At 36.3% G+C, this 17670-nt stretch carries 13 protein-coding genes and 2 tRNA genes; 2 read left to right on the top strand and 13 right to left on the bottom strand.

Annotated elements, in window-relative coordinates; translation table 11 throughout:
- Window positions 1-10 precede the first annotated feature (10 nt).
- The gene (locus MODO_RS13540; RefSeq protein WP_006259583.1) at window positions 11-3259 is read right to left on the bottom strand and encodes a SusC/RagA family TonB-linked outer membrane protein; all 3249 of its coding nucleotides are present in this window, start codon (window positions 3257-3259) and stop codon (window positions 11-13) included.
- Between the two features lie 211 nt (window positions 3260-3470).
- Here MODO_RS13540 and MODO_RS13535 point away from each other — a divergent pair, with 211 nt between their 5' ends.
- Both MODO_RS13535 and MODO_RS13530 read left to right on the top strand, forming a co-directional pair.
- On the top strand, window positions 3471-4064 hold the full coding sequence (locus MODO_RS13535; protein WP_006259584.1) for a superoxide dismutase: 594 nt from the start codon (window positions 3471-3473) through the stop codon (window positions 4062-4064).
- A complete protein-coding gene (locus MODO_RS13530; protein ID WP_006259585.1) occupies window positions 4061-4429 on the top strand; it encodes a hypothetical protein in 369 nt (122 codons plus the stop codon). Before MODO_RS13535 ends, MODO_RS13530 begins: the two co-directional genes overlap by 4 nt.
- A gap of 143 nt (window positions 4430-4572) precedes the next feature.
- Here the strand turns inward: MODO_RS13530 and MODO_RS13525 are convergent, their stop codons facing one another.
- From MODO_RS13525 to MODO_RS13470, 12 genes are all read right to left on the bottom strand, one after another.
- Entirely contained in the window at window positions 4573-4881 is a 309-nt protein-coding gene (locus MODO_RS13525) for a DUF3467 domain-containing protein (RefSeq protein ID WP_006259586.1), read from the bottom strand.
- A gap of 4 nt (window positions 4882-4885) precedes the next feature.
- Complete coding sequence (gene rpoC / locus MODO_RS13520) at window positions 4886-9181, bottom strand: DNA-directed RNA polymerase subunit beta' (RefSeq protein WP_006259587.1); 4296 nt, start codon at window positions 9179-9181, stop codon at window positions 4886-4888.
- 70 nt (window positions 9182-9251) lie between these two features.
- A complete protein-coding gene (gene rpoB, locus MODO_RS13515; RefSeq protein ID WP_006259588.1) occupies window positions 9252-13064 on the bottom strand; it encodes a DNA-directed RNA polymerase subunit beta in 3813 nt (1270 codons plus the stop codon).
- Between the two features lie 125 nt (window positions 13065-13189).
- Window positions 13190-13558, bottom strand: a complete 369-nt coding sequence (rplL, locus tag MODO_RS13510; protein WP_006259589.1) for a 50S ribosomal protein L7/L12 — start codon at window positions 13556-13558, stop codon at window positions 13190-13192.
- Between the two features lie 83 nt (window positions 13559-13641).
- Window positions 13642-14130: a 50S ribosomal protein L10 gene (gene rplJ / locus MODO_RS13505; RefSeq protein ID WP_006259590.1), complete on the bottom strand. Its 489-nt coding sequence runs from the start codon at window positions 14128-14130 to the stop codon at window positions 13642-13644.
- 23 nt (window positions 14131-14153) lie between these two features.
- Window positions 14154-14843 carry a 50S ribosomal protein L1 gene (gene rplA / locus MODO_RS13500; protein ID WP_006259591.1) on the bottom strand — a complete coding sequence of 230 codons (690 nt, stop codon included), beginning with the start codon at window positions 14841-14843 and terminating at the stop codon, window positions 14154-14156.
- A gap of 18 nt (window positions 14844-14861) precedes the next feature.
- The gene (gene rplK, locus MODO_RS13495; RefSeq protein ID WP_006259593.1) at window positions 14862-15299 is read right to left on the bottom strand and encodes a 50S ribosomal protein L11; all 438 of its coding nucleotides are present in this window, start codon (window positions 15297-15299) and stop codon (window positions 14862-14864) included.
- A 56-nt stretch (window positions 15300-15355) separates the two neighbouring features.
- Window positions 15356-15907 (bottom strand): transcription termination/antitermination protein NusG, encoded by a 552-nt coding sequence (nusG, locus tag MODO_RS13490; RefSeq protein ID WP_006259594.1) that lies wholly within the window; start codon window positions 15905-15907, stop codon window positions 15356-15358.
- 19 nt (window positions 15908-15926) lie between these two features.
- Window positions 15927-16124, bottom strand: coding sequence for a preprotein translocase subunit SecE (gene secE / locus MODO_RS13485; RefSeq protein ID WP_006259595.1), 198 nt, complete (start codon window positions 16122-16124; stop codon window positions 15927-15929).
- A gap of 16 nt (window positions 16125-16140) precedes the next feature.
- A tRNA-Trp gene (locus MODO_RS13480) sits at window positions 16141-16211 on the bottom strand.
- A gap of 60 nt (window positions 16212-16271) precedes the next feature.
- Window positions 16272-17459 (bottom strand): elongation factor Tu, encoded by a 1188-nt coding sequence (tuf, locus tag MODO_RS13475; RefSeq protein WP_006259596.1) that lies wholly within the window; start codon window positions 17457-17459, stop codon window positions 16272-16274.
- A 58-nt stretch (window positions 17460-17517) separates the two neighbouring features.
- A tRNA-Thr gene (locus tag MODO_RS13470) sits at window positions 17518-17589 on the bottom strand.
- Window positions 17590-17670 lie beyond the last annotated feature (81 nt).

Below are 17670 nucleotides of genomic sequence, written 5' to 3'. Positions count from 1 at the left end.
TTTCTTAATATTAGATATCTAGTTTAATGCTAAAACCGTAAGTAGCAGGTGATGGCATCTGCCCCATCTCTACTCCTGGCATCATAGAACCTCCATTTAACGCTGCTGTCTCTGGATCAAATAACGGGAAGTTAGACAACATCGCTAGATTACGTCCATATACAGACACACTTAGCTTCTTCAGGCGTAACTTATTTAATATCTGCTTAGAGAAATTATATTCAAAACTCACTTCTCTCAATTTGATGTAAGAAGCATCGAATGTATTAGACTCTAGATTAGCTCTTCTATAGTATTCTTTATAGTAACTAGCTGGGTCTACCTTAGTCGTATTAGGAGAGAATGTACCATCTCCATTTCTCACTACTCCATCTCCTATGATATATCCTTGTTCTCTACCGTATAAAGTGTGTTCTAGTTTCCCCTGTTCACTCATCTTATGATGGGACTGTGAATATACATTACCTCCGTACTGCCCATCTATCGTAAAGCTGAACTTAAATCCTTTGTACTTAAACGTATTAGTCCATCCCATCGTCCAATCTGCATAAGCACTACCGATATATTCTATTTCTTTAGATTGTTCAGGAAGTCCTTTATCAGTATATACGATTTGCCCTTGATCATCTCTCACAAATTTATAACCGTATAAGTCTCCTGTGGTTCCTCCTACTTTAGCTATAATAGATGCTGTACCAGATGTAGCTAATACTTGTTGATCTCCTCCTTCGAACTCTTCTGCTAGGCTTAAGATTTTATTCTTGTTTTTAGCCCAGTTCACTGAGGTGTTCCAAGAGAAATCTTTTGTCTTAATAGGTGTACCACTTAACATTAGTTCAATACCTCTATTGCGTACATCTCCTCCATTAATTACAGCCTTATTATATCCTGTCACATAATTTAATGGTACAGTAATAATTTGATTTTTTGTATTGGTTTCATAGACTGTCACATCAAGACCTAACCTATTGCCAAACATTTTGTGTTCATATCCAATCTCAAACGAATTAGTACCTTCTGGTTTTAATTCACCATTATGTAAAGTGGTAGCAGACGTAGCAGAGCTCGCAAAAGCACTATTAGAATAATATTTCAACGTTTGATATGGTTTAGTACCATTACCTACTTTTGCCACAGACACTCTCAGTTTAGAGTAATCAATACTCGCAGGCATTCTAAAAATATCATTCAACACAAAACTTGCGTTTAATGAAGAATATAAAAATGACCAATTCATTTTAGGCAATGTACTCGACCAGTCATTTCGAATAGTTCCATCTAAGAATACCATATTCTTATACCCAACTGAAGCCATTCCATAGACAGAGTTCACTTTATAATCGTCATCTAGAACATTAGTGATAGGATTATTGATACCATTCGCTAACATATATACACCAGGCGTAACTAGTCCGTCTACATAAGATGTCACACTGTGATATTTAGAATCAAGCATATTCCCTCCTATAGATCCGCTATAGGTAAATATATCTGAGTCATTATCTGTATAGGTTAATAAGACATCAGTGTTGATCTCTTGGAAGTTTATCTGTTGTGTTCTAAAGTATCCTTTACCGAACTTAGTCGTGCTATAAGGTCTACGTTGTTCACGTTTATCATTACGTGAGTTCAACGCAGCACGCAACATTAATTTTAATTTAGGTGCAAGAGTAATATCAGTCGATAGGCTTCCTGTTATAGTGTTTGTATTTACTGGATTAGTCGTCTCATAAGCGATTAGATAAGGATTCTCTATATATGAGCTAAACGGATGTATTTGTTGTGTCTGGTTATAATCTTTTTTCCAGATAGGTCTATACCATTCTAAGTCAACATTAGGATTCTGAAAGATCATAAAATATCCTATCGTATGGTTACCATATCCTGTACCTGGTAGGTTATCACTCTTTCTGTTGGTATAACTAACATTAGCATTTAAAGTAACTGCATCAGAGATATTATACTTCGCCTTAGTAGACAGCGTAGTTCTATCGAAGCCGGTGTTAGGCATGATCCACTCATTCTTAGAGTGCGTTATCGTTGTTCTAATATCTCCTTTATCACTTCCGCCTGATAGACCTAAAGTGTTAGTGGTAGTAATACCTGTACGCCAGAAGTCTTTTATATTATTCTTATATGGTCTCCACAAGGTTCTTTCTGCACCTTGAGTCTCTGTTGTAGGATCGTACTGATAGTAATATTGTCCTTCAAACTTAGGTCCGAATGCACTACTCGTACTTCCCGTATTCGCACCATCATCTGATAAGCCGTAAGAGTAATAAGGATTACCTTCCTTGTCAAAGCTATTTCCACTACCTTGACCATATTCGTATTGATATTTTGGCCATCTCTGAATCACATCAAAACTAACATTAGAATTAAATGATATACCTAATCCTTTGTCTTTTTTTCCAGATTTAGTAGTAATCATTAATACTCCGTTACTAGCTCTAGAACCATACAATGCAGCTGCACCAGGTCCTTTAAGCACAGAGATACTTTCTATATCATCAGGATTTATATCAGCTATACCGTTACCATAATCTACAGGAGCATCAGTACCAATATAAGAATCTCCAGCACCACTGCTCCACAAAGTACTATTAACGATCACACCATCTACTACCACTAACGCTCCATTAGCATCAGCATTTAATGATCGATCACCACGCAACTTAATTTGTGTCGAATTCATTGGACCAGAACTAGCAGAGGTCATAGTCATACCAGCCACTTTTCCTTTTAAAGCATCTGACCAAGTATTAGAACGAGTATTATCAAGTTGTTCACTGTTCAAAGTCTGTTGAGAGAACCCCAATTGCTTCTCTTCTCTCTTAATACCTAAAGCCGTTACTACAACTTCATTAAGCATACTGCTTGACTCTACTAAGGTCACATTCACAAAATCACCTTTACTAACAATCATTTTCTTCTCTTCAAATCCCATAAAAGAAATGATGATCTCACCTTTTAAGAAAGTATCAGGCACAGATAATGTGAAGTTACCATCTAGATCAGTCGATGTGATGTGCTTAGATCCAGACAGCTGAACCACTGCACCAGGTAAAGTCAATCCAAGGTTATCAATTACTTTTCCCTTTACGATCGAGCCACTACTTTGCTCTGAAGAAGATTCAGTAGTCATACTATCTAACGCATCAGTTGAAACATTAGAAGCGAATAATGAATTTGATTGTAGCAATAAAACACTTCCTATAATCAAACAAATTTGATGACAATTACGTCTAACTTTTTTCATTACTTAAAATTGTGTTGTTGTTGGTTGTACTAAATACCCCACTTAATACAGTCACAAAAGAATGAAATGCCATTAGTCGGCACAACGTTTAACGATTACCAAACAGTTAATCATTGTTATATAATTGTAAACAAAAAAATATCTAAATAATTTTTTAGTCTAATCTAAATTATTAATTTAGCCTTGTCTAATAAAAATAAAACTATAAATAATGAAATTCAAACTTCCTGATTTACCATATGATAAAAATTCTTTCAATTCTTTTATATCTACTGAAGGATTCGATTATCACTATGGAAAACATCATCAAACGTATGTAAACAACCTTAACCATTTAATAACAAACACGAAATGGGAAGATGAATGTTTAGAGAACATTATCACAGGTACACAAGCAGAAGGAGAAGTAGCCATATTTAACAATGCTGCACAACATTTTAATCACTCTTTTTTCTGGAAATCCATCACTCCGAACCAAGGTGGTCAGCCTAATGAAGAGCTACTAGATATGATAGGTAAGTACTTCGGATCTCTAGAAGAACTAAAAACTCAATTCATTGACAAAGCGACTAAATTATTTGGAAGTGGATGGGTATGGTTAGTACTAACTCCAGAAAATAAACTGGAACTAATGAGTCTAAAAGATGCTGACACACCAATAGTTTATGGAAACACGCCTTTACTAACTATAGATGTATGGGAACATGCATATTATATAGACCACAGAAATTCAAGGCCAAGCTTTATTCAATTATTTTGGAATGCAATCAACTGGGAATTTGTCAATAAAAATTTAGTAAAATGAGTATAGAATGTATTATGCACATAGAGAAAAGCTGTCAACTAAAGCAAGAACTTGCTAATGAGCAGCTCCAAAAAGGAAATAATGGTTTAGCTATTAACTACTATATCGAAGCCATAAGTCGATTAGAAGTATTATGTGCTTCTTATAAAGCATATCTAAAAACAGGTCCTAAACTCTATCTACAATACATAGACATATCTATGAGGTTAGCCACCTTATATAGGAAAGAACAGGAGACTGACAAGTATAAAAAACTAGTCTCTAAGCTTAACAATTATATTGACAATGTCAAAGAGCTTATAAGCAAAGATCATGAAATGTCAATTACACTAGCTAACTTCAAACTGAAGCTTAATAATATTTAAAACTAAAAGAGATTATTCCATTAATTAGTAAAGCCATAATTCTAAATTGACAAGAATAAAAAACTCTTTTTAAACAAAAAAGGTCTACATTAAATGTAGACCTTTTTCTTTTGGTTGATGTTAAATCAACTATTCTATTGGATTTATGCTTCTCCTTTAGTGCCAAACTTTATAGCTGATAATTCACCAGTAGCTTCAACATCAACTATACTTCCATTACTACCTTCATAGCGCTGGATATTTTCTTGTAAAGCAGTCATTAATCTCTTCGCGTGTTGAGGCGTCAAAATAATTCTAGACTTTACTTTACCCTTTGGCATTCCAGGCATTATGGTAACAAAATCAACCACAAATTCAGTATTAGAATGATTGATAATCGCTAAATTAGAATACACTCCTTCTGCTGTTGCCTCGTCTAATTCAAGGCTAAATTGATCTTGTTCTTTTTCCATAATACTAGAAGTTTAAATCTGTTTCTTTATTTGCAAATCCTTCATCATCTGAAGTACTAACAAGGATACTTTCGTACTCTCTCATACCTGTACCTGCAGGGATTCTGTGACCTACAATAACGTTTTCTTTTAATCCGTTTAATCCATCTACTTTACCTGCTACAGCAGCTTCGTTTAACACTTTCGTTGTTTCCTGGAACGACGCAGCAGAAATAAATGATTTCGTTTGTAAAGACGCACGAGTAATACCTTGTAACATTGGAGTACCAGTAGCAGGCATAACATCACGACTAACTACTAAGTTCTTATCCTCACGTTTCAATAATGAGTTCTCGTCACGTAATTCACGCATAGTAATAATCTGTCCTTCTTTCAAATTATCAGACTCACCTGCATCAACTACAACCTTCATTCCATATAATCTATCATTCTCAGCGATGAAGTCAGCAGCATGTGCTAATTGATCTTCTAAGAATAAAGTATCTCCTGGATCTTCGATTTTAACTTTACGCATCATTTGACGGATAACTACCTCAAAGTGTTTATCACTAATCTTAACCCCTTGTAGACGATAAACCTCTTGAATCTCGTTTACTAAGTACTGTTGAACAGCAGAAGGTCCTTGGATTCTTAAGATATCGTCTGGAGTGATAGCTCCATCAGAAAGTGGCATACCAGCTTTCACGTAATCATTCTCTTGAACTAAAATTTGATTAGATAACTTAACTAAGTATTTTCTAACATCTCCAGTTTTAGACTCAACAACGATCTCTCTGTTACCTCTCTTAACTTTACCGAACGATACAACACCATCAATTTCTGAAACTACTGCAGGGTTTGAAGGATTACGAGCTTCTAACAACTCAGTAATTCTTGGAAGACCTCCAGTAATATCCCCAGCTTTAGATGTATGACGAGGAATCTTAACTAAAACTTTACCAGCTTTAATCTTATCGCCATCATTTACCATTAGGTGAGAACCTACAGGTAAGTTGTATGAACGAATTAACTCACCATCTTTACCATAGATTAATAAAGTAGGAATTAATTTTTTATTTCTTGATTCAGTAATAACTTTTTCTTGGAATCCTGTTTGCTCATCGATCTCAACCATGAACGTTTGTCCTTGTTCGATATCCTCATAAGCAACTTTACCAGTAAACTCAGAAACAATTACACCATTATAAGGGTCCCATTTAAATAACGTAGCACCTTCTTCAACAACATCTCCATCATTCACATAGATTGTAGAACCATAAGGAATGTTATTTGTTGTTAATAAGATACCTGTATTAGTATCAAATAACTTAGCCTCAGTAGAACGTGAAATAACGATATCAATAGCATTTCCTTCATTATCCTCACCTTTTACTGTTTTAAGATCTTCTATTTCTAAACGACCTTTAAATTTAGCAGTAATACTAGATGTCTCAGAGATATTACCAGCAGTACCTCCCACGTGGAATGTTCTCAATGTTAACTGTGTACCAGGCTCCCCAATAGATTGAGCAGCAATAACACCTACAGCTTCACCTTTTTGAACCATTCTAGCAGTAGCTAAGTTACGTCCGTAACATTTAGCACAGATACCAACTTTAGCCTCACAAGTCAATGGCGAACGTACCTCAATTGATTCAATTGGTGCAGCGTTGATTGATTTAGCAATAGCTTCAGTAATTTCTTCACCAGCTTCAACTAATACATCAGAATTAAGTGGGTTAATCACTGCATTAAGAGCAACACGTCCTAAAACTCTCTCTCCTAATGATTCGATAACTTCCTCATTCTTCTTAAGTGGTTTAACTTCAATACCTCTTAATGTACCACAGTCAACAGAGTTAACGATAACATCTTGAGCTACGTCATGTAGACGACGAGTTAAGTATCCAGCATCCGCTGTTTTTAACGCCGTATCCGCAAGTCCTTTACGAGCACCGTGAGTAGAGATGAAATACTCTAAAATCGAAAGACCTTCTTTAAAGTTAGAAAGAATTGGGTTTTCGATAATCTCTCCACCACCAGCTGTAGATTTCTTAGGCTTAGCCATCAAACCACGCATACCAGTTAACTGACGAATCTGCTCTTTAGAACCACGGGCTCCAGAGTCAAGCATCATATATACTGAGTTAAATCCTTGTTTGTCTTCACGAATGTTTTTCATTGCTAACTCAGTTAACATAGCATTTGTAGAAGTCCAAACGTCAATAACTTGGTTGTAACGCTCATTATTTGTGATAAGTCCCATATTATAGTTCATAGTAATATGATCTACTTGTTGGTTCGCATCATCAATTAATTCTTGTTTACGCTCAGGAATCATAATATCACCTAAACTGAAAGATAATCCTCCACGGAATGCGTAACCGTATCCCATGTTTTTGATATCATCTAAGAATGCAGCAGTAGTAGGTACATCAGTAATACTTAAAATACGACCGATAATATCTCTTAATGATTTCTTAGTTAATACCTCATTGATGTATCCTGCAACTTCAGGTACTACTTCATTAAATAAAATTCTACCTGCAGAAGTCTCAATAATCTGATATACTAATTCTCCTTCAGCATTATAATCTTTAGCTCTAACTTTAACGTTAGCGTTAAGATCAAGTTTACCTTCATTTAATGCAATATGTACTTCCTCTACAGAGTAGAAAGTCAATCCTTCACCTTTGATGATATGTTCTGGAGTAGATTTACGTGACTTAGTCATGTAGTATAACCCCAATACCATGTCCTGAGATGGTACAGTAATAGGAGCACCATTTGCAGGGTTTAAGATGTTGTGAGAAGCTAACATTAATAATTGTGCTTCTAAGATTGCCTCTGGTCCTAGAGGTAAGTGAACTGCCATCTGGTCACCATCGAAATCGGCATTGAATGCCGTACACACTAATGGGTGTAATTGAATCGCTTTACCTTCGATTAACTTAGGTTGGAACGCTTGAATACCCAATCTGTGTAACGTAGGAGCACGGTTAAGTAAAACTGGGTGTCCTTTAATTACGTTTTCTAAAATATCCCAAACAACTGGTTCTTTTTTATCTATAATCTTCTTAGCAGATTTTACTGTCTTAACAATACCTCTTTCGATTAACTTACGAATAACGAATGGTTTGTAAAGCTCAGCTGCCATATCTTTTGGCAATCCACACTCGAATAATTTTAATTCTGGTCCAACAACAATTACCGAACGAGCTGAATAGTCAACACGTTTACCAAGTAAGTTTTGACGGAAACGTCCTTGTTTACCTTTTAATGAATCAGAAAGAGATTTTAATGGGCGGTTAGATTCTGTTTTAACAGCAGAAGATTTTCTAGTGTTATCGAACAATGAATCAACAGCTTCTTGAAGCATACGTTTCTCATTACGTAAAATTACTTCAGGAGCTTTGATCTCCATTAAACGTTTCAGACGATTATTTCTGATAATTACACGACGGTATAAGTCATTTAAATCAGATGTAGCAAAACGACCTCCATCAAGTGGAACTAATGGACGTAATTCTGGTGGAATAACTGGAATAACTTTCAAAATCATCCACTCTGGTCTGTTCTCACGATTCAAATTAGAATCACGGAAAGACTCAACTACTTGAAGACGTTTTAACGCCTCAGTTTTTCTTTGTTTAGATGTTTCGTTATTAGCTGCGTGACGTAGAGTATATGATAACTGATCTAAGTCTGTAGTAGCTAATAAATCCATAATACATTCAGCACCCATTTTAGCGATGAATTTATTTGGATCTGTATCATCTAAATATTGATTTTCCATCGGAAGAGTATCACAAATGTTTAAGTACTCTTCTTCAGTTAAGAAATCTAATCTATTGATAGGTTCACCATCAACGTTTTTAGCAATACCAGCTTGGATTACCACATAACGCTCATAGTAAATGATCATATCTAATTTCTTAGAAGGAAGACCTAAGATATAACCAATTTTGTTTGGTAATGAACGGAAGTACCAGATATGAGCAATTGGCACAACTAAATTGATGTGACCAACTCTATCTCTACGTACTTTCTTCTCAGTAACTTCAACACCACAACGGTCGCACACGATTCCTTTATAACGGATTCTCTTATACTTACCACACGCACATTCGTAATCCTTTACAGGTCCGAAAATACGCTCACAGAAAAGACCATCACGTTCTGGTTTATGAGTACGATAGTTGATTGTTTCAGGTTTTAAAACCTCACCTCTCGATTCTGCAAGAATAGACTCTGGCGATGCTAAACCTATTGAGATTTTATTAAACCTTTTTACGGTATTTTTCTCTTTATTTTTATTCATGGTAAACTTACTTGTTAAAGTGTATGATAAAGAGTAAGCAGTGCAACACTGCTTACCCTATAATCTTAGTTTATTCTTCTAATCTGATGTCTAGTCCAAGACCTTTTAATTCATGCATTAATACATTGAATGATTCTGGTAATCCTGGTTCTGGCATAGTCTCTCCTTTAACGATTGCTTCGTAAGTTTTAGCTCTACCAATAACGTCATCCGATTTTACCGTCAAGATTTCACGTAATGTACTAGATGCTCCATAAGCCTCTAATGCCCAAACCTCCATCTCTCCGAAACGTTGACCACCAAACTGAGCTTTACCTCCTAATGGTTGTTGCGTAATCAATGAGTAAGGACCAATAGAACGCGCGTGCATCTTATCATCTACCATGTGACCAAGTTTCAGCATATAGATAACCCCAACAGTTGCACGTTGGTGGAATCTCTCTCCTGTACCTCCATCATATAAGTAAGTATGTCCAAAACGTGGTATACCTGCCTCATCTGTAAGAGCATTGATTTGATCTAATTCAGCACCATCAAAGATTGGAGTCGCATACTTTTTACCAAGTTTTTGACCAGCCCACCCTAATACTGTTTCATAAATCTGTCCAATGTTCATACGAGAAGGTACCCCTAATGGGTTCAATACGATATCTACTGGTGTTCCATCTTCTAAGAAAGGCATATCCTCATCTCTAACGATACGAGCTACAATACCTTTGTTACCGTGACGTCCAGCCATCTTATCTCCTACACGTAATTTACGTTTTTTAGCAATATATACTTTCGCTAATTTCAAAATTCCAGATGGTAACTCATCCCCTACAGTAATCATGAATTTCTCTCTTCTTAGAACTCCTTGAAGATCGTTTAATTTGATTTTGTAGTTGTGGATCAAATCAGTAATCATACCATTTGTATCCTCATCAGTTGTCCATTGTCCTTTAGTTAAGTGAGCGAAATCATCTACTGCAAATAACATTTTTTGAGTAAATTTCTTACCTTTTGGTAAAATCTCTTCTCCTAAATCATTCAATACACCTTGAGATGTTTTACCATTCACGATGAAGAATAATTTCTCAACTAAACGCTCTTTTAACTCGTTGAATTTAACTTCAAATCTAGTTTCTAATAAAGCCAATTCGTCTTTATCCTTAGAACGTTTACGTTTATCTTTTACTGCTCTTGCGAACAATTTCTTATCTAAAACAACCCCTCTTAATGATGGAGAAGCTTTTAATGAAGCATCTTTAACGTCTCCTGCTTTGTCACCAAAGATAGCACGTAATAATTTCTCTTCTGGAGTAGGATCAGACTCTCCTTTTGGAGTGATCTTACCGATAAGAATATCACCAGGCTTAACTTCAGCACCAATGCGGATCATACCGTTTTCATCTAGATCCTTTGTTGCCTCTTCAGAAACGTTAGGAATATCATTAGTTAACTCTTCGTTACCTAACTTAGTATCTCTAACTTCTAAAGTATAGTCATCAATATGGATAGATGTAAAGATATCTTCACGTACTACTCTTTCACTAATAACGATAGCATCCTCGAAGTTGTAACCTTTCCATGGCATGAACGCCACTTTCATATTACGACCTAGAGCAAGCTCTCCTTGTTGAGTAGCATATCCTTCACAAAGTACTTGTCCTTTAGTAACTCTATCACCTCTTCTTACAATTGGCTTTAAGTTGATACTTGTACTTTGATTCGTTTTTCTAAACTTAATTAAGTTGTATGTTTTCTCATCTGGATCAAAGCTAATTAAACGCTCTTCATCAGTACGATCATACTTAATGATGATCTTCTGAGCATCAACATACTCAACAGTACCTTCTCCTTCAGCATTAATTAAAACACGAGAATCTGAAGCTACTTGTCTTTCTAATCCAGTACCTACGATTGGAGATTCTGGACGTAATAAAGGAACCGCTTGACGCATCATGTTCGATCCCATCAACGCACGGTTGGCATCATCGTGCTCTAAGAAAGGAATCAATGACGCAGAAATAGAAGCAATCTGGTTTGGTGCAACGTCAGTATAGTGAACATCTTTTGGTTCAACTACAGGGAAGTCACCCTCTTCTTTTACTACTACTTTTTGCTCAGTGATAAATCCTTTTTCATCAACAGGAATGTTCGCTTGAGCGATTAACATACCTTCTTCCTCTTCTGCACTTAAATAAATAGGATCATTAACGATATCTACTTGCCCTTCAGTAACTGGACGGTAAGGAGTTTCGATGAATCCCATATTATTTACTTTAGCATAAACTGCTAAAGATGAAATCAAACCAATGTTTGGTCCCTCTGGTGTCTCAATAGGACATAAACGTCCATAGTGAGTATAGTGAACGTCACGCACCTCGAAACCTGCTCTTTCTCTAGATAAACCTCCAGGTCCTAGAGCTGATAAACGACGTTTGTGTGTAATCTCAGCTAATGGATTCGTTTGGTCCATGAATTGAGATAACTGGTTCGTTCCGAAAAATGAATTAATTACTGACGATAAAGTCTTAGCGTTAATTAAGTCGATTGGAGTAAACACCTCGTTATCACGTACGTTCATACGCTCACGAATAGTTCTAGCCATACGAGCTAAACCAACACCAAACTGAGCAGATAATTGCTCTCCTACTGTTCTAACACGACGGTTAGATAAGTGATCGATATCATCAATCTCAGCTTTTGAGTTAATTAATTCAATCAAGTATTTAACAATAGTAATAATATCCTCTTTTGTTAAAACTTGTTTGTCAATTGGAGTATCAAGATTAAGTTTCTTGTTCATTCTATAACGACCAACTTCACCTAGATTGTAACGTTGATCTGAGAAGAACAATTTATCAATAATACCACGTGCAGTTTCCTCATCTGGCGGTTCTGCATTACGCAACTGACGGTAGATGTGCTCTACTGCCTCTTTTTCAGAGTTAGTAGGGTCCTTCTGTAATGTATTATGTATGATGGCATAATCTGCCTGATTATTATCTTCTTTATGTAAAAGGATCGTCTTAACGTTAGCCTCAATGATTTCTTCGATATTATCTTTATCTAGGACTGTATCACGGTCTAAGATAATCTCATTTCTCTCAATTGAAACAACTTCTCCTGTATCCTCATCTACGAAATCCTCATGCCAAGTGTTTAACACACGTGCAGCAAGACGTCTTCCGCTATATTTTTTTAGTCCTGTTTTTGATACTTTAACTTCCTCTGCAAGGTCGAAAATCTCTAGGATATCCTTGTCTCTTTCGAATCCAATAGCACGGAATAATGTTGTAACAGGTAACTTTTTCTTTCTATCGATATAAGCGTACATTACACTATTAATATCGGTAGCAAACTCAATCCATGATCCCTTAAAAGGAATTACTCTCGCCGAATATAACTTAGTTCCATTTGCATGGAATGACTGTCCAAAGAAAACACCAGGTGAACGGTGTAATTGTGAAACTACAACACGCTCTGCTCCATTGATTACGAAAGTACCACTTGGTGCCATATACGGAATTGTTCCTAAATAAACATCTTGAACTATTGTTTCAAAATCTTCGTGTTCAGGATCAGTACAGTACAATTTTAAACGCGCTTTTAGCGGAACACTGTAAGTCAATCCTCTATCAATACACTCTTCGATTGAATAACGAGGAGGATCAACAAAGTAATCAAGGAACTCCAATACGAACTGGTTTCTTGTATCAGTGATCGGGAAGTTCTCCATGAAGGTATTGTATAAACCTTCCTTACCTCTCTCTTCAGATTTCGTTTCTAATTGAAAGAAATCTTTAAAAGACTTAACTTGAATATCCAAGAAATCTGGATACGCAGGTATGTTCTTTGTAGAGGCAAAATTTAATCTTTCAGTCTGATTTGTGATCATCAATGGACAAAAAATTTTGATTAGAATTTGAATTGTTTTTACGCAAAATCTCTTTATACGCAAAATGGTTTAGGCCTGTGGGAAGCTTCCCAAGACCTAAACCTAAAATATTTTTTAGAAAAAAACTATTTAAGCTCTACTACAGCTCCAGCTTCTTCTAATGCTTTTTTAAGACCTTCAGCCTCATCTTTAGAAACTCCTTCTTTGATGTTAGCTGGTGTAGAATCTACGATATCTTTAGCTTCTTTTAATCCTAAACCTGTTAATTCTTTAACAGCTTTAACTACAGCTAATTTAGAAGCTCCAGCTTCTTTTAATACTACAGTGAATTCTGTTTGCTCTTCAGCAGCATCACCTCCAGCACCTCCTGCAACTACTACAGCAGCAGCAGCTGGTTCGATTCCGTACTCATCTTTTAATATAGTTGCTAATTCGTTAACTTCTTTTACAGTTAAGTTAACTAATTGTTCTGCGAATTGTTTCAAATCTGCCATTTTTCTATCTTTTAATGATTTGTAAAAATATAATTTATTAATGTGCGTTCTGATGAACTTTAAAAACTAGATCTAGTCGTCGACTATTCTTCGTCTTTAAATTGGTTTTTAAGAGCTGAAATAACTCTTTGAGCTGGTGATTGAAGTAATCCAATGATTTCTCCAATAACTTCTTCTTTAGATTTAATAGCAACTAATGCATCTAAATTGTTATCTCCGATATAGATTTCCTCGTTGATATAAGCTCCTTTTAAAGCTGGAATATCAGATTTTTTTCTAAAGTCTTTGATAATTTTAGCAGGTCCATTTGCAACATCTGCAAATAAAACAGCACTGTTCCCTTTTAAAGTAGAAGGTAGCTCTTCATAATTTCTATCTGAAGCTTCCATTGCTTTAGCAAGCAATGTATTCTTAACTACTTCAATTTTAATTCCAGCTTTGTTACAAGCTCTTCTTAAGTTTGAAGTAACTTCAGCATTCAATCCTGATATATCAGCGATATAGAAGATATTAGCGTCAGCTAACTTAGCTTTTAATTCTTCTATCGCTACTGCTTTCTGTTCTCTAGTCATACGAATAATTTTTTATTTACCAATTATACTGCTTTAGGGTCTAAAGCAATAGCAGGGCTCATAGTACTAGATATATTAATAGACTTGATATAAGTACCTTTAGCTGCAGTTGGTTTCAATTTGATTAATGTTTGGATTAATTCAGCTGCATTCTCAGTAATTTTATCAGCTTCGAAAGAAACTTTACCGATAGATGCGTGAACAATACCAGTTTTATCAACTTTAAAATCGATTTTACCAGCTTTCACTTCTTGAACAGCTTTCGCTACGTCCATAGTAACAGTTCCTGTTTTAGGGTTTGGCATTAAACCTCTTGGCCCTAAAATACGACCTAAAGGACCTAATTTACCCATAACAGCAGGCATAGTGATGATTACATCAACATCTGTCCAACCGTCTTTGATCTTTTGTAAGTACTCATCTAGTCCAACATAGTCAGCCCCAGCAGCTGTAGCTTCAGCTTCTTTATCAGGAGTAACCAATGCTAACACTCTTACATCTTTACCTGTTCCGTGAGGTAACGTAACCACACCACGAACCATTTGATTTGCTTTACGTGGATCAACTCCTAAACGTACAGCGATATCTACAGACTCGTCAAATTTTGCAGAAGCAACTTCTTTAATCAATGCAGATGCATCTTTCAAAGAATACAATCTATTCTTTTCAATTTTAGCAGCAGCCTCTTTTTGCTTTTTCGTTAATTTTGCCATTTCTTCTTTCTTTTACAATTAAAAAGGAGCTGTTCCTGTTACTGATATTCCCATAGATCTTGCAGTACCAGCTATCATACTCATAGCTGCCTCAACAGTAAATGCATTTAAATCAGGCATTTTGTCTTCCGCAATAGCACGAACTTGTTCCCAAGTTACGCTAGCTACTTTTTTTCTATTAGGCTCACCAGATCCAGATTTCACTTTCGCAGCCTCTAATAATTGAACAGCAGCAGGTGGCGTTTTAACAACAAAGTCAAATGATTTGTCTTTGTAAACAGTAATTTGTACTGGTAAAACTTTGCCTGGTTTATCTTGTGTTCTAGCATTAAATTGCTTACAGAACTCCATGATGTTAACTCCAGCAGCCCCCAAAGCAGGTCCAACCGGTGGCGATGGGTTCGCAGCACCTCCCTTAACTTGTAGTTTAACTACTTTACTAATTTCTTTTGCCATTTCTTAAAAAAATTTGGCACATCTCATTTGGAAGCCAAGATGTGACTATTGTAACATTATAATTTTTCTACTTGTGTAAAACTTAATTCTAATGGTGTTTTTCTTCCGAAAATCTTAACCATTACTTCTAGTTTACGTTTCTCTTCATTAATGTTTTCGATTGTTCCATCGAATCCATTGAATGGCCCGTCGATAACTTTCACTGACTCTCCTACTTCATAAGGAATAGATCCTGACTCAACTTTTACAGCTAGTTCATCAACTCTACCTAACATTCTGTTTACTTCTGACTCACGTAAAGGAAGTGGATCTCCACCTCTTTCACCTCCTAAGAAACCAATAACTCCTGTTATCGATTTAATAGCGTGAGGAACTTCTCCTGTTAAGTTAGCTTCAATCATAACATAACCTGGAAAGTAAACACGTTCCGTAGTCTTCTTTTTACCATCTTTTACAGTTACTACTTTTTCAGTAGGAACTAATACCTGTGATAAGTAATCTGATAAACCTAAACGAGTAATTTCAGTTTCGATATAATTCTTAACCTTATTCTCCTGTCCACTTACCGCACGAACCACATACCATTTTTTGACACTTGTATCAGCCATAATCTTTCTTTAATTTTCTCTATGCAGTAGCCCAATTATAAAATACTCCTAAAACTCTTCCGAACGCAGTGTCTACACCCCACGTTGCTAAAGAAAACAAAATTGCAAAAATAGCAACTATTATAGTGTATCGTTGAACTTCTGACCACGGAGACCAAGTAACATTACTTTTTAACTCTGTGAAAGCATCAGATATGTAATTAAAAACCTTTGCCATGTTAATATTGTTTTTGCACGGGTGGAGGGATTCGAACCCCCATCAACGGTTTTGGAGACCGCTATTCTACCCTTGAACTACACCCGTTTGTTAATAAAAGTCAGTGGCCGTAACCACTGACTTTTGGAACTTATTTATACTAAATAATTAGTCAATAATTTCAGTTACCTGACCAGCACCTACTGTTCTACCACCTTCACGGATAGCGAAACGTAAACCTACTGATAAAGCGATTGGGCTTAATAACTCAACAGTGATAGTTAAGTTATCTCCAGGCATAACCATCTCTACTCCTTCTGGTAATTGGATAGTTCCAGTTACGTCAGTTGTACGTACGTAGAACTGTGGACGGTAGTTGTTATGGAATGGAGTGTGACGTCCACCTTCTTCTTTTTTCAAGATATAAACCTCAGCTTTGAATTTAGCGTGTGGTTTTACTGAACCTGGTTTACAAATAACCATACCACGACGGATATCAGTTTTGTCAATACCTCTCAATAATAAACCTACGTTATCTCCAGCTTCTCCACGGTCTAAGATTTTACGGAACATCTCAACTCCTGTAATAGTAGAAGTTAATTTGTCAGCTCCCATACCGATGATTTCAACAGCATCTCCTGTATTAGCAACTCCAGTTTCGATACGTCCTGTAGCAACAGTTCCACGTCCTGTAATTGTAAATACGTCTTCTACTGGCATTAAGAATGGTTTCTCGTTGTCACGTACTGGCTCTTCGATCCAAGCATCAACTTCTTCCATTAAGTGTAATAATGCGTCAACCCATTTTTGCTCTCCGTTTAATGCTCCTAAAGCAGAACCTTGAACTACTGGTCCATTATCACCATCGTATTGGTAGAAAGATAATAAATCTCTTACTTCCATCTCAACAAGCTCTAATAACTCAGCATCATCAACTAAGTCAACTTTGTTTAAGAATACAACGATTCTTGGAATACCTACCTGACGTCCTAAAAGGATGTGCTCACGAGTTTGTGGCATTGGTCCATCAGTAGCAGCAACTACTAAGATAGCACCATCCATCTGAGCAGCACCAGTAACCATGTTTTTCACGTAATCCGCGTGACCTGGACAGTCAACGTGTGCATAGTGACGGTTTTTTGTTTGGTACTCTACGTGAGAAGTATTAATTGTAATACCACGCTCTTTTTCTTCTGGAGCATTATCAATTGAATCAAATGAACGAGCTTCTGAGAATCCTGCGTCAGCTAATACTTTAGTAATAGCAGCAGTAGTAGTAGTTTTACCGTGGTCAACGTGTCCGATAGTACCGATGTTTAAGTGCGGTTTCGAACGATCAAAAGTTTCCTTTGCCATGATTTAATAATTTAATCTTAGTTATATAATTAGTGTTCAAATATAATAAAAAAACCTGAGCCAATGACGGGATTTGAACCCGTGACCTCTTCCTTACCAAGGAAGCACTCTACCCCTGAGCTACACCGGCTTGATGCTTCTTATTCTCTGTGGGGAGAGCAGGATTCGAACCTGCGAAGGTTTCCCAACGGATTTACAGTCCGTCCTCGTT

Origin of the sequence: Myroides odoratimimus (assembly GCF_001485415.1) — a bacterium.
Taxonomy (GTDB): Bacteria; Bacteroidota; Bacteroidia; order Flavobacteriales; family Flavobacteriaceae; genus Flavobacterium; species Flavobacterium odoratimimum.
Note: the sequence above shows the minus strand (reverse complement) of the source record. Positions and strands in the feature narration are given on the sequence as shown.

What these genes read in the sequence shown, in the direction of transcription:
- MODO_RS13540 (WP_006259583.1), bottom strand. Translation starts at nt 3,259, where the DNA reads ATGAAAAAAGTTAGACGTAATTGTCATCAAATTTGTTTGATTATAGGA.
- MODO_RS13535 (WP_006259584.1), top strand. Translation starts at nt 3,471, where the DNA reads ATGAAATTCAAACTTCCTGATTTACCATATGATAAAAATTCTTTCAAT.
- MODO_RS13530 (WP_006259585.1), top strand. Translation starts at nt 4,061, where the DNA reads ATGAGTATAGAATGTATTATGCACATAGAGAAAAGCTGTCAACTAAAG.
- MODO_RS13525 (WP_006259586.1), bottom strand. Translation starts at nt 4,881, where the DNA reads ATGGAAAAAGAACAAGATCAATTTAGCCTTGAATTAGACGAGGCAACA.
- rpoC (WP_006259587.1), bottom strand. Translation starts at nt 9,181, where the DNA reads ATGAATAAAAATAAAGAGAAAAATACCGTAAAAAGGTTTAATAAAATC.
- rpoB (WP_006259588.1), bottom strand. Translation starts at nt 13,064, where the DNA reads ATGATCACAAATCAGACTGAAAGATTAAATTTTGCCTCTACAAAGAAC.
- rplL (WP_006259589.1), bottom strand. Translation starts at nt 13,558, where the DNA reads ATGGCAGATTTGAAACAATTCGCAGAACAATTAGTTAACTTAACTGTA.
- rplJ (WP_006259590.1), bottom strand. Translation starts at nt 14,130, where the DNA reads ATGACTAGAGAACAGAAAGCAGTAGCGATAGAAGAATTAAAAGCTAAG.
- rplA (WP_006259591.1), bottom strand. Translation starts at nt 14,843, where the DNA reads ATGGCAAAATTAACGAAAAAGCAAAAAGAGGCTGCTGCTAAAATTGAA.
- rplK (WP_006259593.1), bottom strand. Translation starts at nt 15,299, where the DNA reads ATGGCAAAAGAAATTAGTAAAGTAGTTAAACTACAAGTTAAGGGAGGT.
- nusG (WP_006259594.1), bottom strand. Translation starts at nt 15,907, where the DNA reads ATGGCTGATACAAGTGTCAAAAAATGGTATGTGGTTCGTGCGGTAAGT.
- secE (WP_006259595.1), bottom strand. Translation starts at nt 16,124, where the DNA reads ATGGCAAAGGTTTTTAATTACATATCTGATGCTTTCACAGAGTTAAAA.
- tuf (WP_006259596.1), bottom strand. Translation starts at nt 17,459, where the DNA reads ATGGCAAAGGAAACTTTTGATCGTTCGAAACCGCACTTAAACATCGGT.